General features: G+C 73.5%; 20 protein-coding genes. 6 read left to right on the forward strand and 14 right to left on the reverse strand.

Annotation, left to right across the window (positions count from 1 at the left end; all coding sequences use genetic code 11):
* Positions 1 to 79 precede the first annotated feature (79 nt).
* Complete coding sequence (locus ABZ937_RS21860) at positions 80 to 841, forward strand: SCO3374 family protein (protein ID WP_361694267.1); 762 nt, start codon at positions 80 to 82, stop codon at positions 839 to 841.
* Here ABZ937_RS21860 and ABZ937_RS21865 read toward each other — a convergent pair.
* The 10 genes from ABZ937_RS21865 to ABZ937_RS21910 form a co-directional block, all read right to left on the reverse strand.
* Positions 820 to 1,155 carry an Lsr2 family protein gene (locus ABZ937_RS21865; protein WP_361694269.1) on the reverse strand — a complete coding sequence of 112 codons (336 nt, stop codon included), beginning with the start codon at positions 1,153 to 1,155 and terminating at the stop codon, positions 820 to 822. The genes ABZ937_RS21860 and ABZ937_RS21865 overlap by 22 nt on opposite strands.
* Positions 1,156 to 1,358: 203 nt before the next feature.
* Positions 1,359 to 1,892, reverse strand: a complete 534-nt coding sequence (locus ABZ937_RS21870) for an amino-acid N-acetyltransferase (RefSeq protein ID WP_361694271.1) — start codon at positions 1,890 to 1,892, stop codon at positions 1,359 to 1,361.
* 9 nt (positions 1,893 to 1,901) lie between these two features.
* Positions 1,902 to 2,360, reverse strand: a complete 459-nt coding sequence (locus ABZ937_RS21875) for a BlaI/MecI/CopY family transcriptional regulator (protein WP_361694273.1) — start codon at positions 2,358 to 2,360, stop codon at positions 1,902 to 1,904.
* A 112-nt stretch (positions 2,361 to 2,472) separates the two neighbouring features.
* Positions 2,473 to 2,652 carry a hypothetical protein gene (locus tag ABZ937_RS21880; RefSeq protein ID WP_361694275.1) on the reverse strand — a complete coding sequence of 60 codons (180 nt, stop codon included), beginning with the start codon at positions 2,650 to 2,652 and terminating at the stop codon, positions 2,473 to 2,475.
* A gap of 555 nt (positions 2,653 to 3,207) precedes the next feature.
* A complete protein-coding gene (locus ABZ937_RS21885; RefSeq protein ID WP_361694489.1) occupies positions 3,208 to 3,873 on the reverse strand; it encodes a hypothetical protein in 666 nt (221 codons plus the stop codon).
* A 183-nt stretch (positions 3,874 to 4,056) separates the two neighbouring features.
* Positions 4,057 to 4,854, reverse strand: coding sequence for a type III pantothenate kinase (locus ABZ937_RS21890; RefSeq protein ID WP_361694277.1), 798 nt, complete (start codon positions 4,852 to 4,854; stop codon positions 4,057 to 4,059).
* 5 nt (positions 4,855 to 4,859) lie between these two features.
* Positions 4,860 to 5,837, reverse strand: coding sequence for a carboxylating nicotinate-nucleotide diphosphorylase (gene nadC, locus ABZ937_RS21895; RefSeq protein ID WP_361694279.1), 978 nt, complete (start codon positions 5,835 to 5,837; stop codon positions 4,860 to 4,862).
* A gap of 28 nt (positions 5,838 to 5,865) precedes the next feature.
* Positions 5,866 to 7,563 carry an L-aspartate oxidase gene (locus ABZ937_RS21900; protein ID WP_361694281.1) on the reverse strand — a complete coding sequence of 566 codons (1,698 nt, stop codon included), beginning with the start codon at positions 7,561 to 7,563 and terminating at the stop codon, positions 5,866 to 5,868.
* Positions 7,560 to 8,552, reverse strand: coding sequence for a pantoate--beta-alanine ligase (gene panC, locus ABZ937_RS21905; RefSeq protein ID WP_361694283.1), 993 nt, complete (start codon positions 8,550 to 8,552; stop codon positions 7,560 to 7,562). Before panC ends, ABZ937_RS21900 begins: the two co-directional genes overlap by 4 nt.
* Positions 8,549 to 9,568, reverse strand: a complete 1,020-nt coding sequence (locus ABZ937_RS21910; protein WP_361694285.1) for a DUF2520 domain-containing protein — start codon at positions 9,566 to 9,568, stop codon at positions 8,549 to 8,551. Before ABZ937_RS21910 ends, panC begins: the two co-directional genes overlap by 4 nt.
* Positions 9,569 to 9,750: 182 nt before the next feature.
* Here ABZ937_RS21910 and ABZ937_RS21915 point away from each other — a divergent pair, with 182 nt between their 5' ends.
* Positions 9,751 to 10,947 (forward strand): beta-eliminating lyase-related protein, encoded by a 1,197-nt coding sequence (locus tag ABZ937_RS21915; RefSeq protein WP_361694287.1) that lies wholly within the window; start codon positions 9,751 to 9,753, stop codon positions 10,945 to 10,947.
* Positions 10,948 to 10,970: 23 nt separating this feature from the next.
* Here ABZ937_RS21915 and ABZ937_RS21920 read toward each other — a convergent pair whose 3' ends face one another.
* The gene (locus ABZ937_RS21920) at positions 10,971 to 11,180 is read right to left on the reverse strand and encodes a hypothetical protein (RefSeq protein ID WP_361694289.1); all 210 of its coding nucleotides are present in this window, start codon (positions 11,178 to 11,180) and stop codon (positions 10,971 to 10,973) included.
* Between the two features lie 212 nt (positions 11,181 to 11,392).
* Here ABZ937_RS21920 and ABZ937_RS21925 point away from each other — a divergent pair, with 212 nt between their 5' ends.
* A complete protein-coding gene (locus tag ABZ937_RS21925; protein WP_361694291.1) occupies positions 11,393 to 12,499 on the forward strand; it encodes a DUF5937 family protein in 1,107 nt (368 codons plus the stop codon).
* A 37-nt stretch (positions 12,500 to 12,536) separates the two neighbouring features.
* On the opposite strand, the gene ABZ937_RS21930 is transcribed toward ABZ937_RS21925, so the two are convergent.
* Positions 12,537 to 13,208 (reverse strand): response regulator transcription factor, encoded by a 672-nt coding sequence (locus ABZ937_RS21930; protein ID WP_361694293.1) that lies wholly within the window; start codon positions 13,206 to 13,208, stop codon positions 12,537 to 12,539.
* A 59-nt stretch (positions 13,209 to 13,267) separates the two neighbouring features.
* Positions 13,268 to 14,473: a sensor histidine kinase gene (locus ABZ937_RS21935; RefSeq protein WP_361694295.1), complete on the reverse strand. Its 1,206-nt coding sequence runs from the start codon at positions 14,471 to 14,473 to the stop codon at positions 13,268 to 13,270.
* Between the two features lie 118 nt (positions 14,474 to 14,591).
* Between ABZ937_RS21935 and ABZ937_RS21940 the strand changes: the two genes are divergently transcribed.
* Positions 14,592 to 15,887 (forward strand): SAM-dependent methyltransferase, encoded by a 1,296-nt coding sequence (locus tag ABZ937_RS21940; RefSeq protein WP_361694297.1) that lies wholly within the window; start codon positions 14,592 to 14,594, stop codon positions 15,885 to 15,887.
* A gap of 5 nt (positions 15,888 to 15,892) precedes the next feature.
* Here the strand turns inward: ABZ937_RS21940 and ABZ937_RS21945 are convergent, their stop codons facing one another.
* Complete coding sequence (locus tag ABZ937_RS21945) at positions 15,893 to 17,044, reverse strand: NADH-quinone oxidoreductase subunit D (RefSeq protein WP_361694299.1); 1,152 nt, start codon at positions 17,042 to 17,044, stop codon at positions 15,893 to 15,895.
* A 31-nt stretch (positions 17,045 to 17,075) separates the two neighbouring features.
* Between ABZ937_RS21945 and ABZ937_RS21950 the strand changes: the two genes are divergently transcribed.
* Both ABZ937_RS21950 and ABZ937_RS21955 read left to right on the forward strand, forming a co-directional pair.
* Positions 17,076 to 17,579: a PH domain-containing protein gene (locus tag ABZ937_RS21950; protein ID WP_361694301.1), complete on the forward strand. Its 504-nt coding sequence runs from the start codon at positions 17,076 to 17,078 to the stop codon at positions 17,577 to 17,579.
* A complete protein-coding gene (locus ABZ937_RS21955) occupies positions 17,576 to 18,922 on the forward strand; it encodes a PH domain-containing protein (RefSeq protein WP_361694303.1) in 1,347 nt (448 codons plus the stop codon). Before ABZ937_RS21950 ends, ABZ937_RS21955 begins: the two co-directional genes overlap by 4 nt.
* Positions 18,923 to 18,932 lie beyond the last annotated feature (10 nt).

The raw sequence follows: 18,932 nt of genomic DNA on the forward strand, positions 1-18,932 counted from the left end.
TCTTCGCAGCCGACAGGGCACCCAGCGTAACCTGAAGGGGGGTCCGGCGGTTGCACTTGGCATGGTTGGCTCGGTCTCCATGACCTCCACGGTCCCCCTTCCTCGCCGGCCCCACGACCCGGGGGCGGCGGCCGCCGCGGATCCGGACGTCCGGACCCGGCACTGGTACGAGAACGATCTGGGGTGGCCGACAGTGCCCGGCCGGCCGCTGCGGCTGCTCACGGGGGTGCGGTTCGACGTGCTGGACGTGCCGGCCGAGGCGGGCGCGGCAGCGCTCCGGCATCTCGCACCGGGCTCTCCGGTGGCCCTTCGGGGCGACCGGATGGAGCTGCTGGTGGCCGCGGGCGGCGCGGAGGAGCTGCCCGGGCTGCTGGACTGGCTGGAGTGGGGCGGCGTGGCCCTGGACCTGCGGGCCCTCGGGGCGGGAGGCGCGCTGGAGGCACCGGCGCGGCCCGCAGGAGCCGCCGCCGTACGGCCTGAATCCGTACGGGCCGCATCCCCGCGGGCCGCATTCCCACGGACCGGCTCTCCACGAGCCGAGTCCGTACGAACCGAACGCGCACGGGCCGAATCCGGGTGGGGGGAATCCATGCAGGGGGCCGCTGTGTGGCTGCGGCCCCCCGGACCGGGGCGCGAGGTCGAGGCCTCACTGCCCGCCATGCCGGCCATGCCCGTCGTTCCCTCTGCGCCGGCCGCGTCGGCCGTGGGGCGCGAGGGGAGCGCCCCCGATCTCGTACGACTGGTGGACACGGTGGCAGCGCAGTGTCACCGGGTCCGGCTGCGGCGCGCGTGCGCCGGGAATCCCGCCGTGCGGCGGAATCAGCCGTTGGCCTTCTCGTAGGCCTCGCGGATGGACGCGGGAACACGGCCGCGGTCGTTGACCTCGTAACCGTTCTCCTTCGCCCACGCGCGGATCGCCGCAGTGTCCTGGCTGCCGTTGGAGGCGACACGCGCCTTTCCACGCCCACCGGAAGCACGGCCGCCGGTACGACGTCCGCCCTTCACATAGGGGTCGAGAAGGCCGCGCAGCTTGTCCGCATTGGCAGTCGTGAGATCGATCTCGTACGTCTTGCCGTCCAGCGCGAACGTCACGGTCTCGTCCGCCTCGCCGCCGTCGAGGTCGTCGACAAGAAGGACCTGAACCTTCTGTGCCACCGCATTTCCTTTCATCGATAACGTTGAGGACCAGGGGTGTGCGGCGTCCGCCGTTTCGCCGCCCCTGTTATATGCAGTACTGCAGTACGTCGGAAAGCAAACCGCTTTTGCCGGAAAAACACAAACCCCCGGGAGTGACTCAGCGGACCGCCCGCGCCCGGAAACATACGCGTTTCGGACATAGGGCACCGGGGCAATGACGATCACAGATGCAGAAGCATCCGGCTGTTGCCCAAGGTGTTCGGCTTCACTCGTTCGAGACCGAGGAACTCCGCGACGCCCTCGTCATAGGAACGCAAGAGCTCCGCGTACACATCGGTGTCGACCGGCGTCTCCCCGATCTCCACGAAGCCGTGCTTCCCGAAGAAGTCCACTTCGAAGGTCAGACAGAAAACGCGCCGAACGCCGAGCCAGCGGGCGGTCTGGAGCAACTTCTCCAGCAACTGATGGCCGACGCCGGCGCCCTTGAGCCCGGGCTTCACCGCCAGAGTGCGGACTTCCGCGAGGTCCTCCCACATGACGTGCAGCGCGCCGCAGCCGACCACCTCGGCGTTGTCGTCGCGTTCCGCGACCCAGAACTCCTGGATGTCCTCGTAAAGCGTGACGGTGGCTTTGTCGAGCAGGATGCGGTCACGGACGTAGGCATCGAGGAGGTGGCGCACGGCGGGGACATCGCTGGTCCGGGCCCGCCGGACGGTGATGGCTTTTGCGGAGACTTCGGGACGCTCTGCTGACATGAGCGGACGCTATCGCCCGTCCGCGTCCTCCGCCGCGCCGGGGTTCTCCTCTTGGCGGGCTTCCGGAGGTTCCTGTTGCCGGGGTTCGGCGGCTTCCTGGGTTTGTTCCGGCCCCTGGACGATGCGTACGGCGTCCCTCAGGGCCTGACGCTGTTCCTCGCTCATCATCCCGAAGAAGGCGACGAGAGCGGCGGCCGGGTTGTCGCTCTGCGACCAGGCGTCGTTCATCAGGGCTGCGGCGTACGCGGCTCGTGTCGACACGGCCTCATATCGATAGGCCCGCCCTTCGGCCTCGCGGCGCACCCAGCCCTTCTGATGGAGATTGTCCAAAACGGTCATCACGGTGGTGTACGCGATGGAGCGTTCCTGCTGCAGGTCTTCCAGGACTTCTCGAACGGTCACCGGGCGGTTCCACTTCCACACCCGCGTCATGACCGCGTCTTCGAGTTCTCCCAATGGGCGAGGCACAGCTCAGACAATAGTGGGGGATCCCGGCAATGGCGTGCCGGACGTGCGCTAGGACTACAAAAGCGAACAAAAAGGACGTACGGCCCGGAAAGCGCCGGGGCGAGGGGTCGTATCAGGCGTCGCCGGTGGTGGGGGCGTTGCGGGCACCCTCCACGCGCGCGAGGGCGGCGTCGACGGCCGCGTCCTCCTTGGCCTTGGCGGCCCCGCCCTGGGTCTTCACGATCACCCTGACCACACCGATGAAGAGCGCGGCCATGACGACCGGCGGCACGAGCGCGGAGACATAGTCCATGGCACCAGAGTAGCCACCGGGGCCGGGGCGAAAGGGGCGGGGTACACCAATCACCCACCGCCGACGACCCTCAGGGCGTCCACCGGCCGGCAACGGCCGACGACCCTCAGGGCGTCCACCGGCGGGCAGCCGCCCACGGCGGGCACGACCCACCAGGGCCACCAGCACCCGACGACGAAAGCCGCACGGGCCGGCGGCGCGGACGGCAGAACAATCCACCCACCGCCGGGCAGCCGCCACCGGCGGCCAGCCGCCCACGGCGGGAACGACCCACGGCCACCCACACCCGGCCACGAAGACCGCACGGGCGGCGCGGATGACAAGACAATCCACCCACCGGCGGGCAGCCGCCCACGGCGAGCACGACCCACCAGGGCCACCCGCACCCGACGACGAAAGCCGCACGGGCCGGCGGCGCGGACGGCAGAACAATCCACCCACCGCCGGGCAGCTGCCCACGGCGGGCACGACCCACCAGGGCCACCCGCACCCGGCCACGAAGGCCGCACGGGCGGCGCGGGTGGGGAACACGTTGCCGGCCGGAGGCCGGGGGTGTCAGCCGGCGGCTAGTTGTCGGGATTCGGTCGACTCGGCGGGCGGCGTCGGCTTGCGGCGCGGAAAGACCTCCCCCGGCGTGGGAATGGGCCGCTTCGGCGCCACCGGCTCCGGCTCCGGTGCCGGTCGCTCCGCCGGCCCGGGCGCCGGCTTCGGCGCGGGCTTCTGCGGCGGCCTGGACGGCTCCTCGGCCTGCTCCTCGCCCTGGCGGACCCCGGCCTCTCCCGCGCCGCCCGCAAGGGCCAGCAGACGCGTTCTCGCGGGCGGCACGGCCGGCGCCGGCACCTTGCGCGCGCCCTGCGCGAACCGCGCCCGCACATCCTGCTCGGCCAGCGCCTGGCAGCGGTCCAGCAGCGCCGCCGCGGCGGGATTGCCGCGCAGCGCCCGGAGCGCGGCGAGATCGTCCGCCGTAGGCCGGTGCCCGGCCCCGAGCGCCTCCTCCAGAAGGGTGAGGTAACCGGCGGCGGTGCCCGGCAGGGCGGCCCGGTAGCGGCCCAGGTCGGCCACCAGGAAGGCACGCAGTCTGGCCCCCTCGCACATCGCCTCGTCGAGCGACTCGGCGAGCCGGAAGCAGTCCTGCACGTCCTCGGCGGACGCGTGACCGGGGTGGAGGGCAAGGGCGAGGGCGCGGCGGAGCACACGCAGCTCCTCCACGCCGAACGCCATGCCGCCGCGGGATCCGAATGGCGTGGGCATGCGGCGACGGTACCGCTAATCGGACAAAAGTGACGAATGGGGGCAGTGTTTCGGTGCGTGTCGCCCCGTGTTTTCCCTCGTCCGGGGCCACCGGGACGCCCTCGCCCCGGGTTCGGCGGCGAGGCCGGCACCCCTACGGGCGCCGGCCGCCCCTCACAGCCGCGACACGTTCCGCTCGTAGACCAGACGCAGCCCGATCAGCGTCAGCCACGGCTGGTGCTCGTCGATCACCGAGGACTCCCCCAGCACCATCGGCGCGAGCCCGCCCGTGGCGATCACCGTCACGTCGTCCGGATCGTCGGCCAGTTCCCGCGCCATCCGGCTGACCACCCCGTCGACCTGGCCGGCGAACCCGTACACGATGCCCGCCTGCATGGCCTCCACGGTGTTCTTGCCGATCACGCTGCGCGGCCGGGCCACCTCGATCTTCCGCAGCTGCGCGCCCTTCACGCCGAGCGCCTCCACGGAGATCTCGATGCCGGGCGCGATCACCCCGCCGACGTACTCCCCGCGCGCGGAGACCGCGTCGAACGTGGTCGCCGTACCGAAGTCCACGACGATCGCCGGGCCGCCGTACAGCTCGACGGCCGCGACGGCGTTGATGATCCGGTCGGCGCCGACCTCCTTGGGGTTGTCGGTGAGGATCGGCACGCCCGTCTTCACGCCCGGCTCGACCAGGACGGCGGGGACGTCGCCGTAGTACCGCCGGGTGACCTCGCGCAGTTCGTGCAGCACCGACGGGACGGTCGCGCAGATCGCGATGCCGTCGATGCCGTCGCCCAGCTCCTCGCCGAGCAGCGGGTGCATGCCCATCAGTCCATGGAGCAGCACCGCCAGCTCGTCCGCCGTACGCCGCGCGTCCGTGGAGATGCGCCAGTGCTCGACGATGTCCTCGCCGTCGAACAGGCCGAGGACGGTGTGCGTGTTGCCGACGTCGATCGTGAGGAGCATCGCCCTTACTCCGCCTCGCGCAGGTCCAGGCCGATGTCCAGGATCGGCGAGGAGTGGGTGAGCGCGCCGACCGCCAGGAAGTCCACGCCGGTGTCGGCGTACATGCGCGCGGTGTCGAGCGTGAGCCGGCCGGAGGCCTCCAGCAGGGCCCGCCCGCGGACGATCCCGACCGCCTCCGCGCACTCCTCGGGCGTGAAGTTGTCCAGCAGGACCAGGTCGGCGCCCGCCTCCACGACCTCGCGCAGCTGGTGCAGGGTGTCGACCTCGACCTCGATCGGCACGTCCGGGAAGGCCTCCCGTACGGCCTTGAAGGCCTGCGCGACGCCGCCGGCGGCGACCACGTGGTTGTCCTTCACCAGGGCCGCGTCGGACAGCGACATGCGGTGGTTGACGCCCCCGCCGCAGCGGACGGCGAACTTCTCCAGCGAGCGCAGGCCGGGCGTCGTCTTCCGGGTGTCGCGGACCTTGGCCTTGGTGCCCTCCAGGACGTCCGCCCACGCGCGCGTGGCGGTCGCGATGCCGGACAGCCGGCACAGGATGTTCAGCGCGCTGCGCTCGGCGGTGAGCAGGTCACGCGTGCGCGTGGTGACCGACAGCAGCTTCTGCCCGGCCTCGATCCGGTCGCCGTCCTCGACATGCCGCTCGACCTCGAACTCGTCCGTGCAGACCACGGAGAGCACGGCCTCGGCGACCCGCAGGCCGGCCACGACGCCCGCCTCGCGCGCGGTGAAGTCGGCGGTGGCCACCGCGTCCTCGGGGATGGTCGAGACCGTGGTCACGTCCACCCCGCCGTCCAGGTCCTCCTGGATGGCGACGTTGGCGATGTCCTCGACCTCGACGGGGTCGAGTCCGGCAGCGGCCAGCAGTTCGGCGAGCGCGGGGTCCAGCCCGCACTCCAGGTACTCCTCGTCGCCCTCGGCGCCGCAGGCGCAGCCGTCGCCGCAGCCACCGGTGGGGGCGAGAGGAAGGTCGTCGGTGCTCACGTCTGTCACTGCTCCTGGGGCCGCTGTGTTACCGGATAGGGGGGAAGTCTGCGGTGTCGGTGGTGCGTACGGCCAGCGACCGGTCCGGATTGAGCCGTACGACGATGTGGCGCCGCCAGGTGGTGTCGTCGCGCTCGGCGCGGTCCTCGCGCCAGTGGCAGCCGCGGGTCTCCTCGCGCAGCCGCGCGGCGGCTACCAGGACCCGGGCCACGCACAGCAGGTTCGTGGCCTCCCAGGCGTCGACGCCGGGCTCGGCGGTCTTGCCGTTCTCGGCGAGCGCGCCGCGGGCCTCGGCGTGCAGCTGCTGGAGCTGCTCGGCGGCCCGCGCGAGACCCTCCTCGGAGCGCAGCACGCCCGCGCCCTCGGTCATGATCCGCTGGATGGCGAACCGGGTCTCGGGGGCCAGCAGCGGGTGCGCGGGGGTGTCGGGGTGCTCGACCGGTGCGGGCACGCGCGCGTGGAGGCCGTCCGCCGCGCGCGCGGCGGCGATGTCGGCGGCGATCCGCTCGGCGTAGACGAGGCCTTCGAGGAGGCTGTTGGAGGCGAGCCGGTTGGCGCCGTGCACGCCGGTGCAGGCGACCTCGCCGCACGCGTACAGCCCCGGCACGGTGGTGCGGCCGTGCGCGTCGGTGCGGACGCCGCCGGAGGCGTGGTGGGCGGCCGGCGCGATCGGGATGGGCTCGGTGATCGGGTCGATGCCGTTGGCCCGGCAGGCGGCCAGGATGGTCGGGAAACGGTGCTCCCACATCTCGGCGCCGAAGTGCCGGGCGTCGAGGTACATGTGCTCGGCGCCCTGCTCCAGCATCCGGCGCAGGATGCCCTTGGCGACGATGTCCCGCGGTGCCAGCTCGGCCAGCTCGTGCTGGCCCACCATGAAGCGCACGCCGTCGCCGTCGACCAGGTGGGCGCCCTCGCCGCGCACCGCCTCGGAGACCAGCGGCTGCTGGCCCTCCGCGTCCGCGCCGAGGAACAGCACGGTCGGGTGGAACTGCACGAACTCCAGGTCGCTGACCTCCGCGCCCGCGCGCAGCGCCAGCGCCACGCCGTCACCGGTCGACACGGACGGGTTGGTGGTCGCCGAGAACACCTGGCCCATGCCGCCGGTCGCGAGGACCACCGCGGGGGCGTGCACGGCGCCCACGCCGTCGTGCTGGCCCTCGCCCATCACGTGCAGGGTGACCCCGGCCGTGCGACCCTCGGCGTCCGTCAGCAGGTCCAGCACCAGCGCGTTCTCGATGGTGCGCAGCCCGCGCGCGCGTACGGCCTCGACGAGCGCCCGGGAGATCTCCGCGCCGGTCGCGTCCCCGCCGGCGTGCGCGATCCGGCGCCGGTGGTGGCCGCCCTCGCGGGTGAGTTCCAGCTCCCCTTCGGAGGACTCGTCGAAGTGCGCGCCGGTCTCGATGAGCCGCCGTACCGCGTCCGGGCCCTCGGTGACCAGGATCCGTACGGCCTCCTCGTCGCACAGGCCCGCGCCGGCCACGAGGGTGTCCGCCAGGTGCTGCTCCGGCGTGTCGCCCTCGCCGAGGGCGGCGGCGATGCCGCCCTGCGCCCAGCGCGTGGAGCCGTCGTCCAGCCGGGCCTTGGTGACCACCACCGTGGTGAGCCCCGCGGCCTCGCAGCGCAGGGCCGCGGTCAGGCCGGCCACGCCGGAACCGACGACGATCACGTCCGCGGAGATGGCCCAGCCGGGGGCGGGCGCGTGCAGTCGTATGCCTGTGCTGGTCACGAGGCGGCTCCGAAGGTGAGGGGAAGATTGTCGATCAGCCGGGTCGTGCCGACCCGGGCGGCGACGGCGAGGACGGCCTCGCCGGTGAAGTCGTCGCCGATCTCGGTGAAGTCGGCGGGGTCGACGAGCGCCAGGTAGTCCAGCCGGAGCGGCGGGTCGAAGCGGGCGGCCTCGTCCAGGACCTGGCGGGCGGCGGCCCGGACGGCCGCGGCGGCGCCGGGCACGGCGGTGGCCACCGCGTGCGCGTCGGCCGCCGCGCGGGACTCTCCTATGGCGCTCAGCGCCTCGGCACGCGCGTGCGTGGAGGGCACTTCCCGGGCCCGCGCGCGCAGCGCCTCCTGCGCCGCGTGCCGGTCCCGGCCCGCGAACAGCGCGCGGGACAGCGCGAGCGCGCTGCGGCGCTCGTCCGGCGAGAGGTAGCGGTTGCGGCTGGACAGGGCGAGCCCGTCCTCCTCGCGCACGGTCGGTACGGCGACGATCTCGACGCCGAAGTTCAGGTCCCGCGACATGCGCCGGATCAGGGCCAGCTGCTGGGCGTCCTTCTGCCCGAACAGGGCGACGTCGGGCCGGGTGAGGTGCAGCAGCTTGGCGACGACGGTGAGCATGCCGTCGAAGTGGCCGGGCCGCGAGGCACCCTCCAGGCGCTCGCCCATCGGGCCCGCCGAGACACGCACCTGGGGTTCGCCGCCCGGGTAGACCTCGTCCACGGACGGCGCGAACACGGCGTCCGCGCCCGCCTGCTCGGCGAGCTTCAGATCGGCGTCCAGGGTGCGCGGGTAGCGGTCCAGGTCCTCGCCCGCGCCGAACTGCAGCGGGTTGACGAAGACCGTGACGACGACCTCGCCGTCCGGGCCGGCGATCTCCCGCGCGGTGCGGATCAGGGTCGCGTGGCCCTCGTGCAGGGCGCCCATGGTCATCACGACGGCGCGGCGGCCGTGACGCACGCGCGCGTGCAGCTCTTCGGCGGTGCTCAGCAGGGCGGTGGTCATCGGTCGTTCCCCTCGGTGCCGGTCGTGCCGTCGGTGCCGTCGTCGCCGGTCGTACCGCCGGTTGCGTCGCCTCCGCGGCTGCCGTCGCCTCCGCGGCCGTTGTGGCCCGCGAGGCCGCCGTCGGCGAGTACCCCGAGGAGGTCCTCGGCGAGTTCCGGCTTCAGCAGGCCATGGGCGAGCGCGCGGTCGGCGGTCGCGCGGGCCATCGCCAGATAGCCCGCCACGGCCTGCGGGGCGTGCTTGCGCAGCTCCGTGACGTGCGCGGCGACCGTGCCGGCGTCCCCGCGCGCGACCGGCCCGGTCAGGGCGGCGTCACCGGAGCGCAGCGCGTTGTCCAGGGCGGCGCCGAGCAGCGGGCCGAGCATCCGGTCGGGCGCCGCCACGCCCGCCGTGCGCAGCAGCTCCATCGACTGGGCGACCAGGGTCACCAGGTGGTTGGCGCCGAGGGCCAGGGCCGCGTGGTACAGCGGGCGGTTCTGCTCGCTGACCCACTCCGGCTCGCCGCCCATCTCGATCACCAGGGCCTCGGCGGCCAGCCGCAGCTCCTCGGGCGCGGTGACGCCGAAGGAGCAGCCCGCGAGGCGCTGGACGTCCACGGGCGTGCCGGTGAAGGTCATGGCCGGGTGCAGGGCCAGCGGCAGCGCGCCCGCGCGCGTGGCGGGGTCGAGGACCTTCGCGCCGTACCGGCCGGAGGTGTGCACGAGCAGCTGCCCCGGCCGTACCGCGCCGGTCTCGGCGAGCCCGGCGACCAGACCGGGCAGGGCGTCGTCGGGGACGGTGAGCAGCACCAGGTCGGCGCGCTGGAGCACCTCGGCGGGCGGCACCAGCGGGACGTCCGGGAGCATGGTCTCGGCGCGCCTGCGGGAGGCGTCGGAGACTCCGGAGACGGCCACCGGGCGGTGCCCGGCGAGCTGGAGGGACGCGGCCAGCGCGGGGCCCACTCGGCCGGCGCCGACGACGCCGACGGTGAGCCGCGCGGGGCGGTCCTTGCTGTCTGGCTGGTGGACTGTACTCACGCGACGGCGGCCTTCCCGTTCCAGTCCGCTCTGGGTACCGGACGATTTCTCGTCATGTTAACGCTATCCGGTCCGGCGCCCATCGGTTGTCCACAGGCTGTGGGTTATCCCACGCCCTCCTCCGGGCCGGCCCCGGGAAAAGCCGGGTGCCCGCGCGGTACGGGCACGGCATGATCCACCGCATGACTGAGACAGCCGGACAGGGCACTGAACAGGGCGCCGTACAGGACGCGGAACAATCGGCACAGGAGCGGTTGCGGGACCGGCGCGCGGCGGCCCAGCGGGAGGCTCGGAGCGTGCTTTCCCGCGCGGACTGGGGGAGCACGATCCGCGAGCGTCTCGCGCACATGACGGACGCGGCGGCCGAGGTGTACGACCTGGACGAGCCGGCCGATGTCTACGGCAACCGGATCGTGGCCGCCCTGGAGGAGCGGGTGGCCGCGCTGCTCGGCACGGAGGCCGCCGCGTTCTTCCCGACGGGCACCATGGCCCAGCAGGTGGCCCTGCGCTGCTGGGCGGCCCGCACCGGGAACCCGACGGTGGCGCTGCACCCCCTGTCCCATCCGGAGGTGCACGAGCGGCACGCCTTCAGCCAGGTCAGCGGCCTGCGTCCGGTCCGGGTGGGCGACGGGCGCCGACTGCCCACGGCGGCCGAGATACGCGACGTCGAAGAGCCCTTCGGCGCGCTGATGCTGGAACTGCCCCTGAGGGACGCGGGCTTCGTGCTGCCCACCTGGGAGGAGCTGACCGGGATCGTCGAGGCGGCGCGGGAGCGCGACGCGGTGGTGCACTTCGACGGCGCGCGCCTGTGGGAGTGCACGGAGCACTTCGGGCGCCCCCTGGAGGAGATCGCGGGCCTGGCCGACAGCGTCTACGTGTCGCTCTACAAGTCCGTCGGCGGCTTCGGCGGCGCCGCGCTCGCCGGTCCGAGGACCCTGGTCGAGGAGGCGAAGACCTGGCGGCACCGGTACGGCGGCATGATCTTCCAGCAGTTCCCGACCGTCCTGTCCGCGCTCGTCGGCCTGGACCGTGAGCTGCCCCGGCTGCCCGCGTACGTACGGCACGCGCGCGTGGTGGCCGAGGCGCTGCGCGAGGGCTTCGCGGGGGCCGGGCTGCCCTGGGCCCGCGTCCACCCGGAGGTGCCGCACACCCACGAGTTCCAGGTCTGGCTGCCGTACGCGCCCGAGGCGGCGGCCGAGGCGGCCGTGCGCCAGGCCGAGGAGACGTCGGTGATGCTCTTCGCGAACGCCTGGGACGCCGGCGGTCCCGGCCTCGCGTTCACGGAGGTCGTCGTCCGCGCCGCCGGCCTGGAGTGGACGGCCGACGACGTCCGCGCGGCCGTGCGGGACTTCGTGGACCGCCTGCCCGAGAGGGCGTAGCCGAGCACGCCGGAGCGCACGGCTCAGCCGAGTGCGCGGGGGCGCAGCCAGCGCGCGAGCGCGTGCCGGAGGCGCCCGCGCGCCGGGCGCTCGGCGATCACCGCGCGGAAGCGCCGGTAGTCGCGCAGTTCATGGATCACGTCGAGGTCGTGGCGGCCCGGCGCGGGCGGCTCCGGCTCGCCGTGCAGGCGGGCGCGGTGGCTGTCGAGGAGGTACTGCTGGGTGATGCTCATGGCGGATCGCCTTTTCGGGACGTTGAGTGATCGCTGACTGTCGCCGACTGATCGCTGACTCATCGCTGAGTCAGCGACCGCTCGGTGACTGATCGGGCTCCGCGGCTGCCCCGGTGCTCCAGAGTGCGCCGCTCCGCCGGGGAAGTCGCGTCGATTGACGCCCCCCGTCAATCGAGAACCTGGTTGTCAGTGGCGGCGGGCACCATGGAGGCATGAGCGTGCGCATCGACATCGCGGGCCTGCGGCCGGAGAGGGTCGCCGTAGTCCCCTCGCCCCTGGCCGAGCTGGGCATGGCGCTGCACGCGCTGTCGGAGCCGGGGCACCACCCGGGCCTGGCGGGCTGGGTGACCGGCGTGACGGCCCGGCTGGACTCGCATCTGGCCGACCGGATGTGCGAGGCGGACTTCCTCTGGCGCTCGACCTTCTCGGACCTGTTCCTGCCGTCCGCGGGCGTCGCGGGCCGCGGCACGCTGCCCGGCGCCACCCTCGCCGAGGACCTGGACCTGCTGGACAAGCTGACGGACGAGCAGTTCGTGGACGCCGCGATGGAGTTCACCTGCGCGCTGCCGTACGGCACGCGCGGCCCCTCCGCGCTCTCCGACGCCGGGGTGCGCCGGCGGGCGCTGGAGCTGGCCGCCTCGCGCGGGCCCCGGCAGGTGCGGTTCGCCGAGCGGCTGCTGGCCGACCCGCCGAGGATCCGGGCCTGGATGCGGCAGTTCGTGCAGGACTGCGACGAGGCGTTCTTCGCGGAGACCTGGTCCAGACTGCGGCACCAGCTCGCGGCGGACGCCCGCCACAAGACGGACCTCCTCCTGCGCCGGGGCCTGGCCGAGGCACTCGCGGCGGTGTCGCCCACCGTGACGCTCGATCAGGAAGCCGCCACGATCACGGTCGACAAGCTGGGCAGCGGCCACTCGGCCACGGCGGACGGCGGCCTCCTGCTCGTGCCGACGAGCCTGGGCTGGCCGCACCTGAGCGTCCTGCACCGGTACGGCTGGCAGCCGGTGCTGCACTACCCGGTCGGCTCACCCGAGCTGGCGGCCCCGCCCTCGGTGGAGCAGCTCGCGCTGCGCATGACCGCCCTGTCCCACCCCGTGCGGATGCGGCTCTGCCGCCACCTGGCCCGCAGCGCCTACACCACCAGCGAACTGGCGCAGTTCCACGAGATGACGGCCCCCGAGATATCCCGGCACCTGAGCGTCCTGAAGAAGGCGGGCCTGATCTCCACCCGGCGCCGCGGCCGGTACGTGCTGCACCAGCTGGACGTCACGGTCGTCGCCCGGCTGGGCAGCGACTTCCTGGAGGGCATACTCCGGTAGCGGGCCGCCGCCACCGGGCCCGGCCGGCCGTGCCCGGTCAGCCGTGGCCGCCCGCCCGCACCAGCCCCGTCTCGTACGCCAGCACGACCACCTGCACCCGGTCGCGCAGGCCGAGCTTGGTCAGGATGCGGCCCACATGGGTCTTCACCGTCGCCTCGCTCAGCACCAGCCGGGCCGCGATCTCGCCGTTGGACAGGCCCTGCGCCACCAGCACCATCACCTCGCGCTCCCGCTCGGTGAGCCGCTCCAGCTCCTTGTGCTGGGGCTCCTTGCCGGCCGAGGGCAGCATCGGCGCGAAGCGGTCCAGCAGACGCCGGGTGGTGGAGGGCGCCACGACCGCGTCACCGCTGTGCACGGAACGGATCGCGGCCAGCAGGTCAGCGGGCGGCACATCCTTGAGCATGAAGCCGGAGGCGCCCGCCTTCAGCCCGGAGAAGGCGTACTCGTCCAGGTCGAACGTGGTCAGGATGAGCACCTTCGGCGCGTCCGGCTCCGCGCAGATCCGCCGGGTGGTCTCGACCCCGTCCAGCTTCGGCATACGGACGTCCATCAGGATGACGTCGACGGCGGTGGACCGCAGCACCTGGAGAGCCTCCACGCCGTCGCCCGCCTCCGCGACGACCTCCATGTCCGGCTGGGCGGCGAGCACCATCCGGAACCCGGTGCGCAGCAGCACCTGGTCGTCGACGAGCATCACGCGGATCGTCATCGGGTCCTCTTCCGTGGTACGGGGGTTGTCGCGGGGGCAGCAGGGGGCGTGCGGTGGGGTCAGAGCGCCGGTTTGAGCGGCAGCAGGACGCTGATGCGGAATCCTCCGCCCGGGCGCGGGCCGGCGTCCAGGGTGCCGCCGACCATGCCGACCCGCTCGCGCATGCCGATCAGGCCGTGGCCCTGTCCGTCGGCGCCGCCCTCCTCGTACAGCTCGTGCGGGGCGCCCTTGCCGTCGTCCTCGACCAGCAGGCCGAGACCGTCGTCGAAGTAGACCAGCCGTACGCTCGCGCCCGCGTTGGGCCCGCCGTGCTTGCGGGTGTTGGTGAGCGCCTCCTGCACGATGCGGTACGCGGTCAGCTCCACACCGCTGGGCAGCGGGCGCGGGGTGCCCTCCACCTTGAAGTCGACCGGGAGGCCGGAGCTGCGGCACTGCTCGACGAGGTCGTCGATCTGCTCGACGTCGGGCTGCGGGACGTACTCCCCCGTCTCCTGGTGCTCACCGGTGCGCAGCACGCCCAGCAGGCGGCGCATCTCGGCCAGGGCCTGACGGCCGGTGGAGGAGATCGTCTCCAGGGCCTTCTTCGCCTGGTCGGGCGCGGCGTCCATGACGTAGGCGGCGCCGTCGGCCTGCACCACCATCACCGACACGTTGTGCGCGACGACGTCGTGCAGCTCGCGCGCGATGCGGGCGCGTTCGGCGGCGACCGCGACCTTCGCCTGCGCCTCGCGCTCCTTCTCCAGACGGGCCGCGCGCTCCTCCAGCTGGGCGAAGTAGGCGCGCCGGGTGCGCATGGAGTCGCCGAGCACCCAGGCCAGGGCGAAGGGCACCGTCTGGAAGACGGCTATCGCGATCTGCCCGGCGAAGCTGCTGTGCTCGTCCGGCCAGCGGATCTGGGCCACGGTCGCCGCGCAGAGGCTGACGCCCAGGGCGAGCCGGGAGGCCCAGCGCGCGCCGACCGCCGCGACCGTGTACGAGATCACCAGCATGGCGAAGTCGGCGACCGTCGTCTCGATGTCCAGGGCCACCTGGGCCAGCCCCGTGACGACGGCGACCAGCAGCATCTGCTCCGGCAGACGGCGACGCAGCGCCACGACCACACAGAGGACGGCCGACACGGCCATCCCCGAGGCGATCGTCCCGTGGTGGCCCTGCGCCCCGTCGAGATTGACCACGCTCAGCCCGGACACCCCGAACAGGACGACGGCCCAGAAGGTGTCGACCCATGTCGGGTGGCGGCGGAGGAAGTCATAGAGGCGCTGCACGTAACCCAGAGTAGGGAAACCAGATGCGTGCAGGGGTCAACCGGAGGGCCGATCCGCGCCGGGCGCGCATACTCCGCAAGGTGGAGGCGGTGATCATCTGTGCGCCTAGTCTGGTCCGGTGACGGATGAGACGACGGCGGAGGGCTGCCACGGGAATTTTGGCCCGCGCGGCTGGCGCGCGGCGGCCGAAACGGCGCTGTACGGTCCCGGGGGCTTCTACCGGCGCCCGGAGGGCCCGGCCGGTCACTTCCGTACGTCCGTGCACGCCTCCCCGCTGTTCGCGCGGGCCGTGGCGCGGCTGCTGTGCCGGGTCGACGCGGCACTCGGGCAGCCCTCCGCGCTGGACTTCGTCGACATGGGCGCGGGGCGGGGCGAGCTGGTCACCGGCGTGCTCGCCGCCCTGCCGGCCGACGTGGCGGCACGCGCGCGTGCGTACGCCGTCGAGATCGCCGACCGCCCGGCGGGCCTGGACGAACGGATCACCTGGCTGAACGAGCTCCCGGCCACGGTCAACGGGCTGCTGTTCGCCAACGAGTGGCTGGACAACGTCCCCGTCGACGTCGTGGAGGTGGACGCCTCGGGCCTGCCCCGGCTGGTGCTCGTCGCGGAGGACGGCTCCGAGCGGCTCGGGGAGCCCGTGAGGGGCGCCGCGGCCGAGTGGCTCGCGCGCTGGTGGCCGCTGCCGGCCGAGGAGGGGCTGCGGGCGGAGATCGGGCTGCCCCGGGACCTGGCCTGGGCGTCCGTCGTGGACCGGGTGGGGCGGGGGCTCGCGGTGGCCGTGGACTACGCGCACACCGCGGACACGCGCCCCCCGTTCGGCACGCTCACCGGTTTCCGGGAGGGACGCGAGACGGCACCCGTCCCGGACGGCTCGTGCGACATCACGGCACACGTGGCACTGGACGCCTGCGCGAGCGCACCGAGCACGGAGCGCACGCCGTCCACTCCGGCGCGCTTCCCATTCCACGCACCGTCCGACGAGGCGCGCACTTCGCCCCCCACGCCCCCGGACACGGCGCGCACGCCACGCCTTACGTCGCCCGACGCGGAGCACACCTCAGCCGGCACGTCGCCCGACACGGCGCGAACCCCTCCCCACGCGGCCCTCGGCACAGCGCACACCACTCCCCACGCGCCTTCCGACACGGCGCAAGCACCACCCGGCACGGCGCAGGAAGCCTCCGAACCGGCGCGCGAACTTCCCCCCGCGCGCCTGCTCACGCAACGCGCGGCTCTGCGGGCCCTGGACCTCACCGGCGCGCGCCCCCCGCTCGCGCTGGCCTCCACGGACCCCTCCGCCTACGTGCGCGCCCTCGCGAGCGCCGGCGAGGCCGCCGAACTCACGGCGCCGGGCGGTCTCGGCGACTTCGGCTGGCTGCTCCAGCCGGTCGGCATCCCGGATCCGCTCGCCTGAGGTTCCTACTTGTCGATGTCGCCGACCACGAAGAACATCGACCCCAGGATCGCCACCATGTCGGCCACCAGCGTGCCGGGCAGCAGCTCGGTCAGCGCCTGGATGTTGTTGTACGAGGCGGAGCGCAGCTTCAGCCGGTACGGGGTCTTCTCGCCCTTGCTGACCAGGTAGTAGCCGTTGATGCCGAGCGGGTTCTCGGTCCACGCGTACGTGTGCCCCTCGGGTGCCTTCAGCACCTTCGGCAGCCGCTGGTTGATCGGCCCGGGCGGCAGCTCGGCGAGCCGGTCCAGGCAGGCGTCGGCGAGGTCCAGCGCGTTGTGGGTCTGCGCCAGCAGGACCTCGAAGCGGGCGAGGCAGTCGCCCTCGCTCCGGGTGACGACCTTCAGGGTGTCCTGGAGCTCGCCGTAGGCCAGGTACGGCTCGTCGCGGCGCAGGTCGAAGTCGACGCCCGAGCCGCGCGCGATGGGCCCGCTCACGCCGTAGGCGTGCACCGTCTCCGGAGCGAGCGCCCCGACCCCGCGCGTGCGCCCCCGGAAGATCTCGTTGCCGAGCACCAGGTCGTCGAAGACGTCCATGCGCGAGCGCACGTCGGCGACGGCGGCACGCGCGCGTGCCGTCCAGCCGGCCGGCAGGTCCTCCTTGAGGCCGCCGACGCGGTTGAACATGTAGTGCATGCGCCCGCCGGAGACCTCCTCCATGACGTTCTGGAGCACCTCGCGCTCCCGGAACGCGTAGAACACGGGCGTGATCCCGCCCAGCTCCAGCGGGTAGGAGCCGAGGAACATCAGGTGGTTCAGCACCCGGTTCAGCTCGGCGAGCAGGGTGCGCGTCCACACCGCCCGCTCGGGCACCTCCATGCCGAGCATCCGCTCCACGGCGAGGACCACGCCCAGCTCGTTCGAGAACGCCGACAGCCAGTCGTGGCGGTTGGCGAGCACGATGATCTGCCGGTAGTCACGCGCCTCGAAGAGCTTCTCGGCGCCCCGGTGCATGTAGCCGATCACCGGCTCGGCGTGCACGATGCGCTCCCCGTCCAGCACGAGCTTGAGCCGCAGCACGCCGTGCGTGGACGGGTGCTGGGGCCCGATGTTGAGCACCATGTCGGTGCTCTCCGCCGCGCCGCCGATGCCGACCGTGGTCTCCGTCGTAGGAGTCATGGCCCCAGTTTCCCCTACGTACGCTGGCCCCATGGAAACGGGGAGCCTCGAAGGAACCGGAGCGCCGGCGGACCAGCCGGTGTGGCGCGGGCTGGAGCCCGGTCTGCTGCGGGTGCGCCGGCTGCTGCTGGTGGTGTGGACGGGGGTGCTCGCGGTCGCCGCCGGGCTGCTGCCGGGGCTGCTCGCGGGGCCGGCCTGGGCGGCCTGCGCGCTGCTGCCGCCGGCGTTCGCCGCCTGGTGCTGGCGGCTGCTGGAGCGCAACTGGCGCTCCTGGCGGTACGCCGAGCGCGCCGACGACCTGCTGATCAGCCGCGGGGTCCTGTGGCGCGAGGAGACGGTGGTCCCGTACGGGCGGATGCAGCTGGTGGAGGTGACCTCCGGGCCCGTGGAGCGGCGCTTCGGGCTGGCCACCGTACAGCTGCACACGGCCGCCGCGGCGACCGACGCGACCATCCCCGGCCTGGACCCGGCCGAGGCGGAACGTCTGCGCGACCGGCTCACCGAGCTCGGCCAGGCGCGATCGGCGGGCCTGTGACGCCCCCGGACAGCGCCGGCGGCGTGGACGGCGGCATAGCGGAGCGCCCGCCCGTCGCCGAGCGCCGGCTGCACCCGGTCACGCCCCTCCGCCGGGCGTGGGCGCCGCTCGCCGTACTGGCCGGCTGGGCCGTGCACGACCCGAACGGCACGCAGGAGCAGCTCACGCGGCTGACCGGCACCATGCTCCTGCTGGGGCTCGCGGTGCTGGTGCCGGCGGCCGGCCTCTACGGCTTCCTGTCCTGGTGGTTCACGCACTACGCGGTCACCGACAGCGAACTGCGCATACGGACCGGACTGCTGTTCCGGCGCACCGCGCACATCCGGCTGGAGCGCATCCAGGCCGTGGACGTCTCCCGGCCGCTCCTCGCGCGCGTGGCGGGCGTCGCGAAGCTCCGGATCGACGTCGTCGGCGCCGACGACAAGGACGAGCTGGCCTTCCTGGGCGAGCGGGAGGCGCGCGACCTGCGCGCGGAGCTGCTCGCGCGCGCCGCGGGTTTCGCGCCCGAGACGGCGCGCGAAGTCGGAGAAGCACCGGCGCACGCCCTGCTGCGCGTGCCTCCGCGCGAGCTGGCACGCTCCCTGGTGCTGACGGGCGCCACCTGGGGCTCGCTGTGCGCCGCGCTGGTCGTACCGACCGTGCTGTGGCTCACCACCCACAACCTGTGGACGGTCCTCGCCAGCGCCCTGCCCCTGCTCGGCGCGGCCGGCGCGAGCGGCGTGGGCCGGTTCGTCACCGAGTTCGACTGGACGGTGAGCGAGTCCCCGGACGGGCTGCGCATCGACCACGGGCTGCTCGACCGTACGCACGAGACGGTGCCGCCCGGCCGGGTGCAGACCGTGCGGATCGTGGAACCGCTGCTGTGGCGGCGCCTCGGTTGGGTGCGGGTGGAGCTGGCCGTGGCCGGGTCCGACAACTCGGTGCTGATACCGGTCGCCCCGCGCGCGGTCGCCGAGTCGGTCATCGCGCGCGTGCTGCCCGGGGTGACGGTGCCGCGGGACCTGTCGCGGGTGCCGCGCCGGGCCCGGTGGTGCGTGCCGGCGTGGTGGCGCGGGCACCGGCTCGCGGTCACCGGCGCGGTGTTCGCCGCCCGGAGCGGTCTGCTGTGCCGGCGGCTCTCGCTGGTCCCGCACGCCAAGGTGCAGAGCGTACGGCTCACCCAGGGGCCGTGGGAGCGCCTCTGGGGGCTCGCCGACGTGCACGTGGACACCGGGGCCGACAAGACCGTCACGGCCCGTCTGCGGGACGCCGAGCAGGCCGCGCGACTCCTGGACGAGCAGGCGGAAAGGTCCCGTACGGGCCGCAGGGACGCCCTCCCGGACCGCTGGATGACCGCCGACTGACCACCCGACG

The organism is Streptomyces sp. NPDC046727, from assembly GCF_040645635.1.
Classification (GTDB): Bacteria; Actinomycetota; Actinomycetes; order Streptomycetales; family Streptomycetaceae; genus Streptomyces.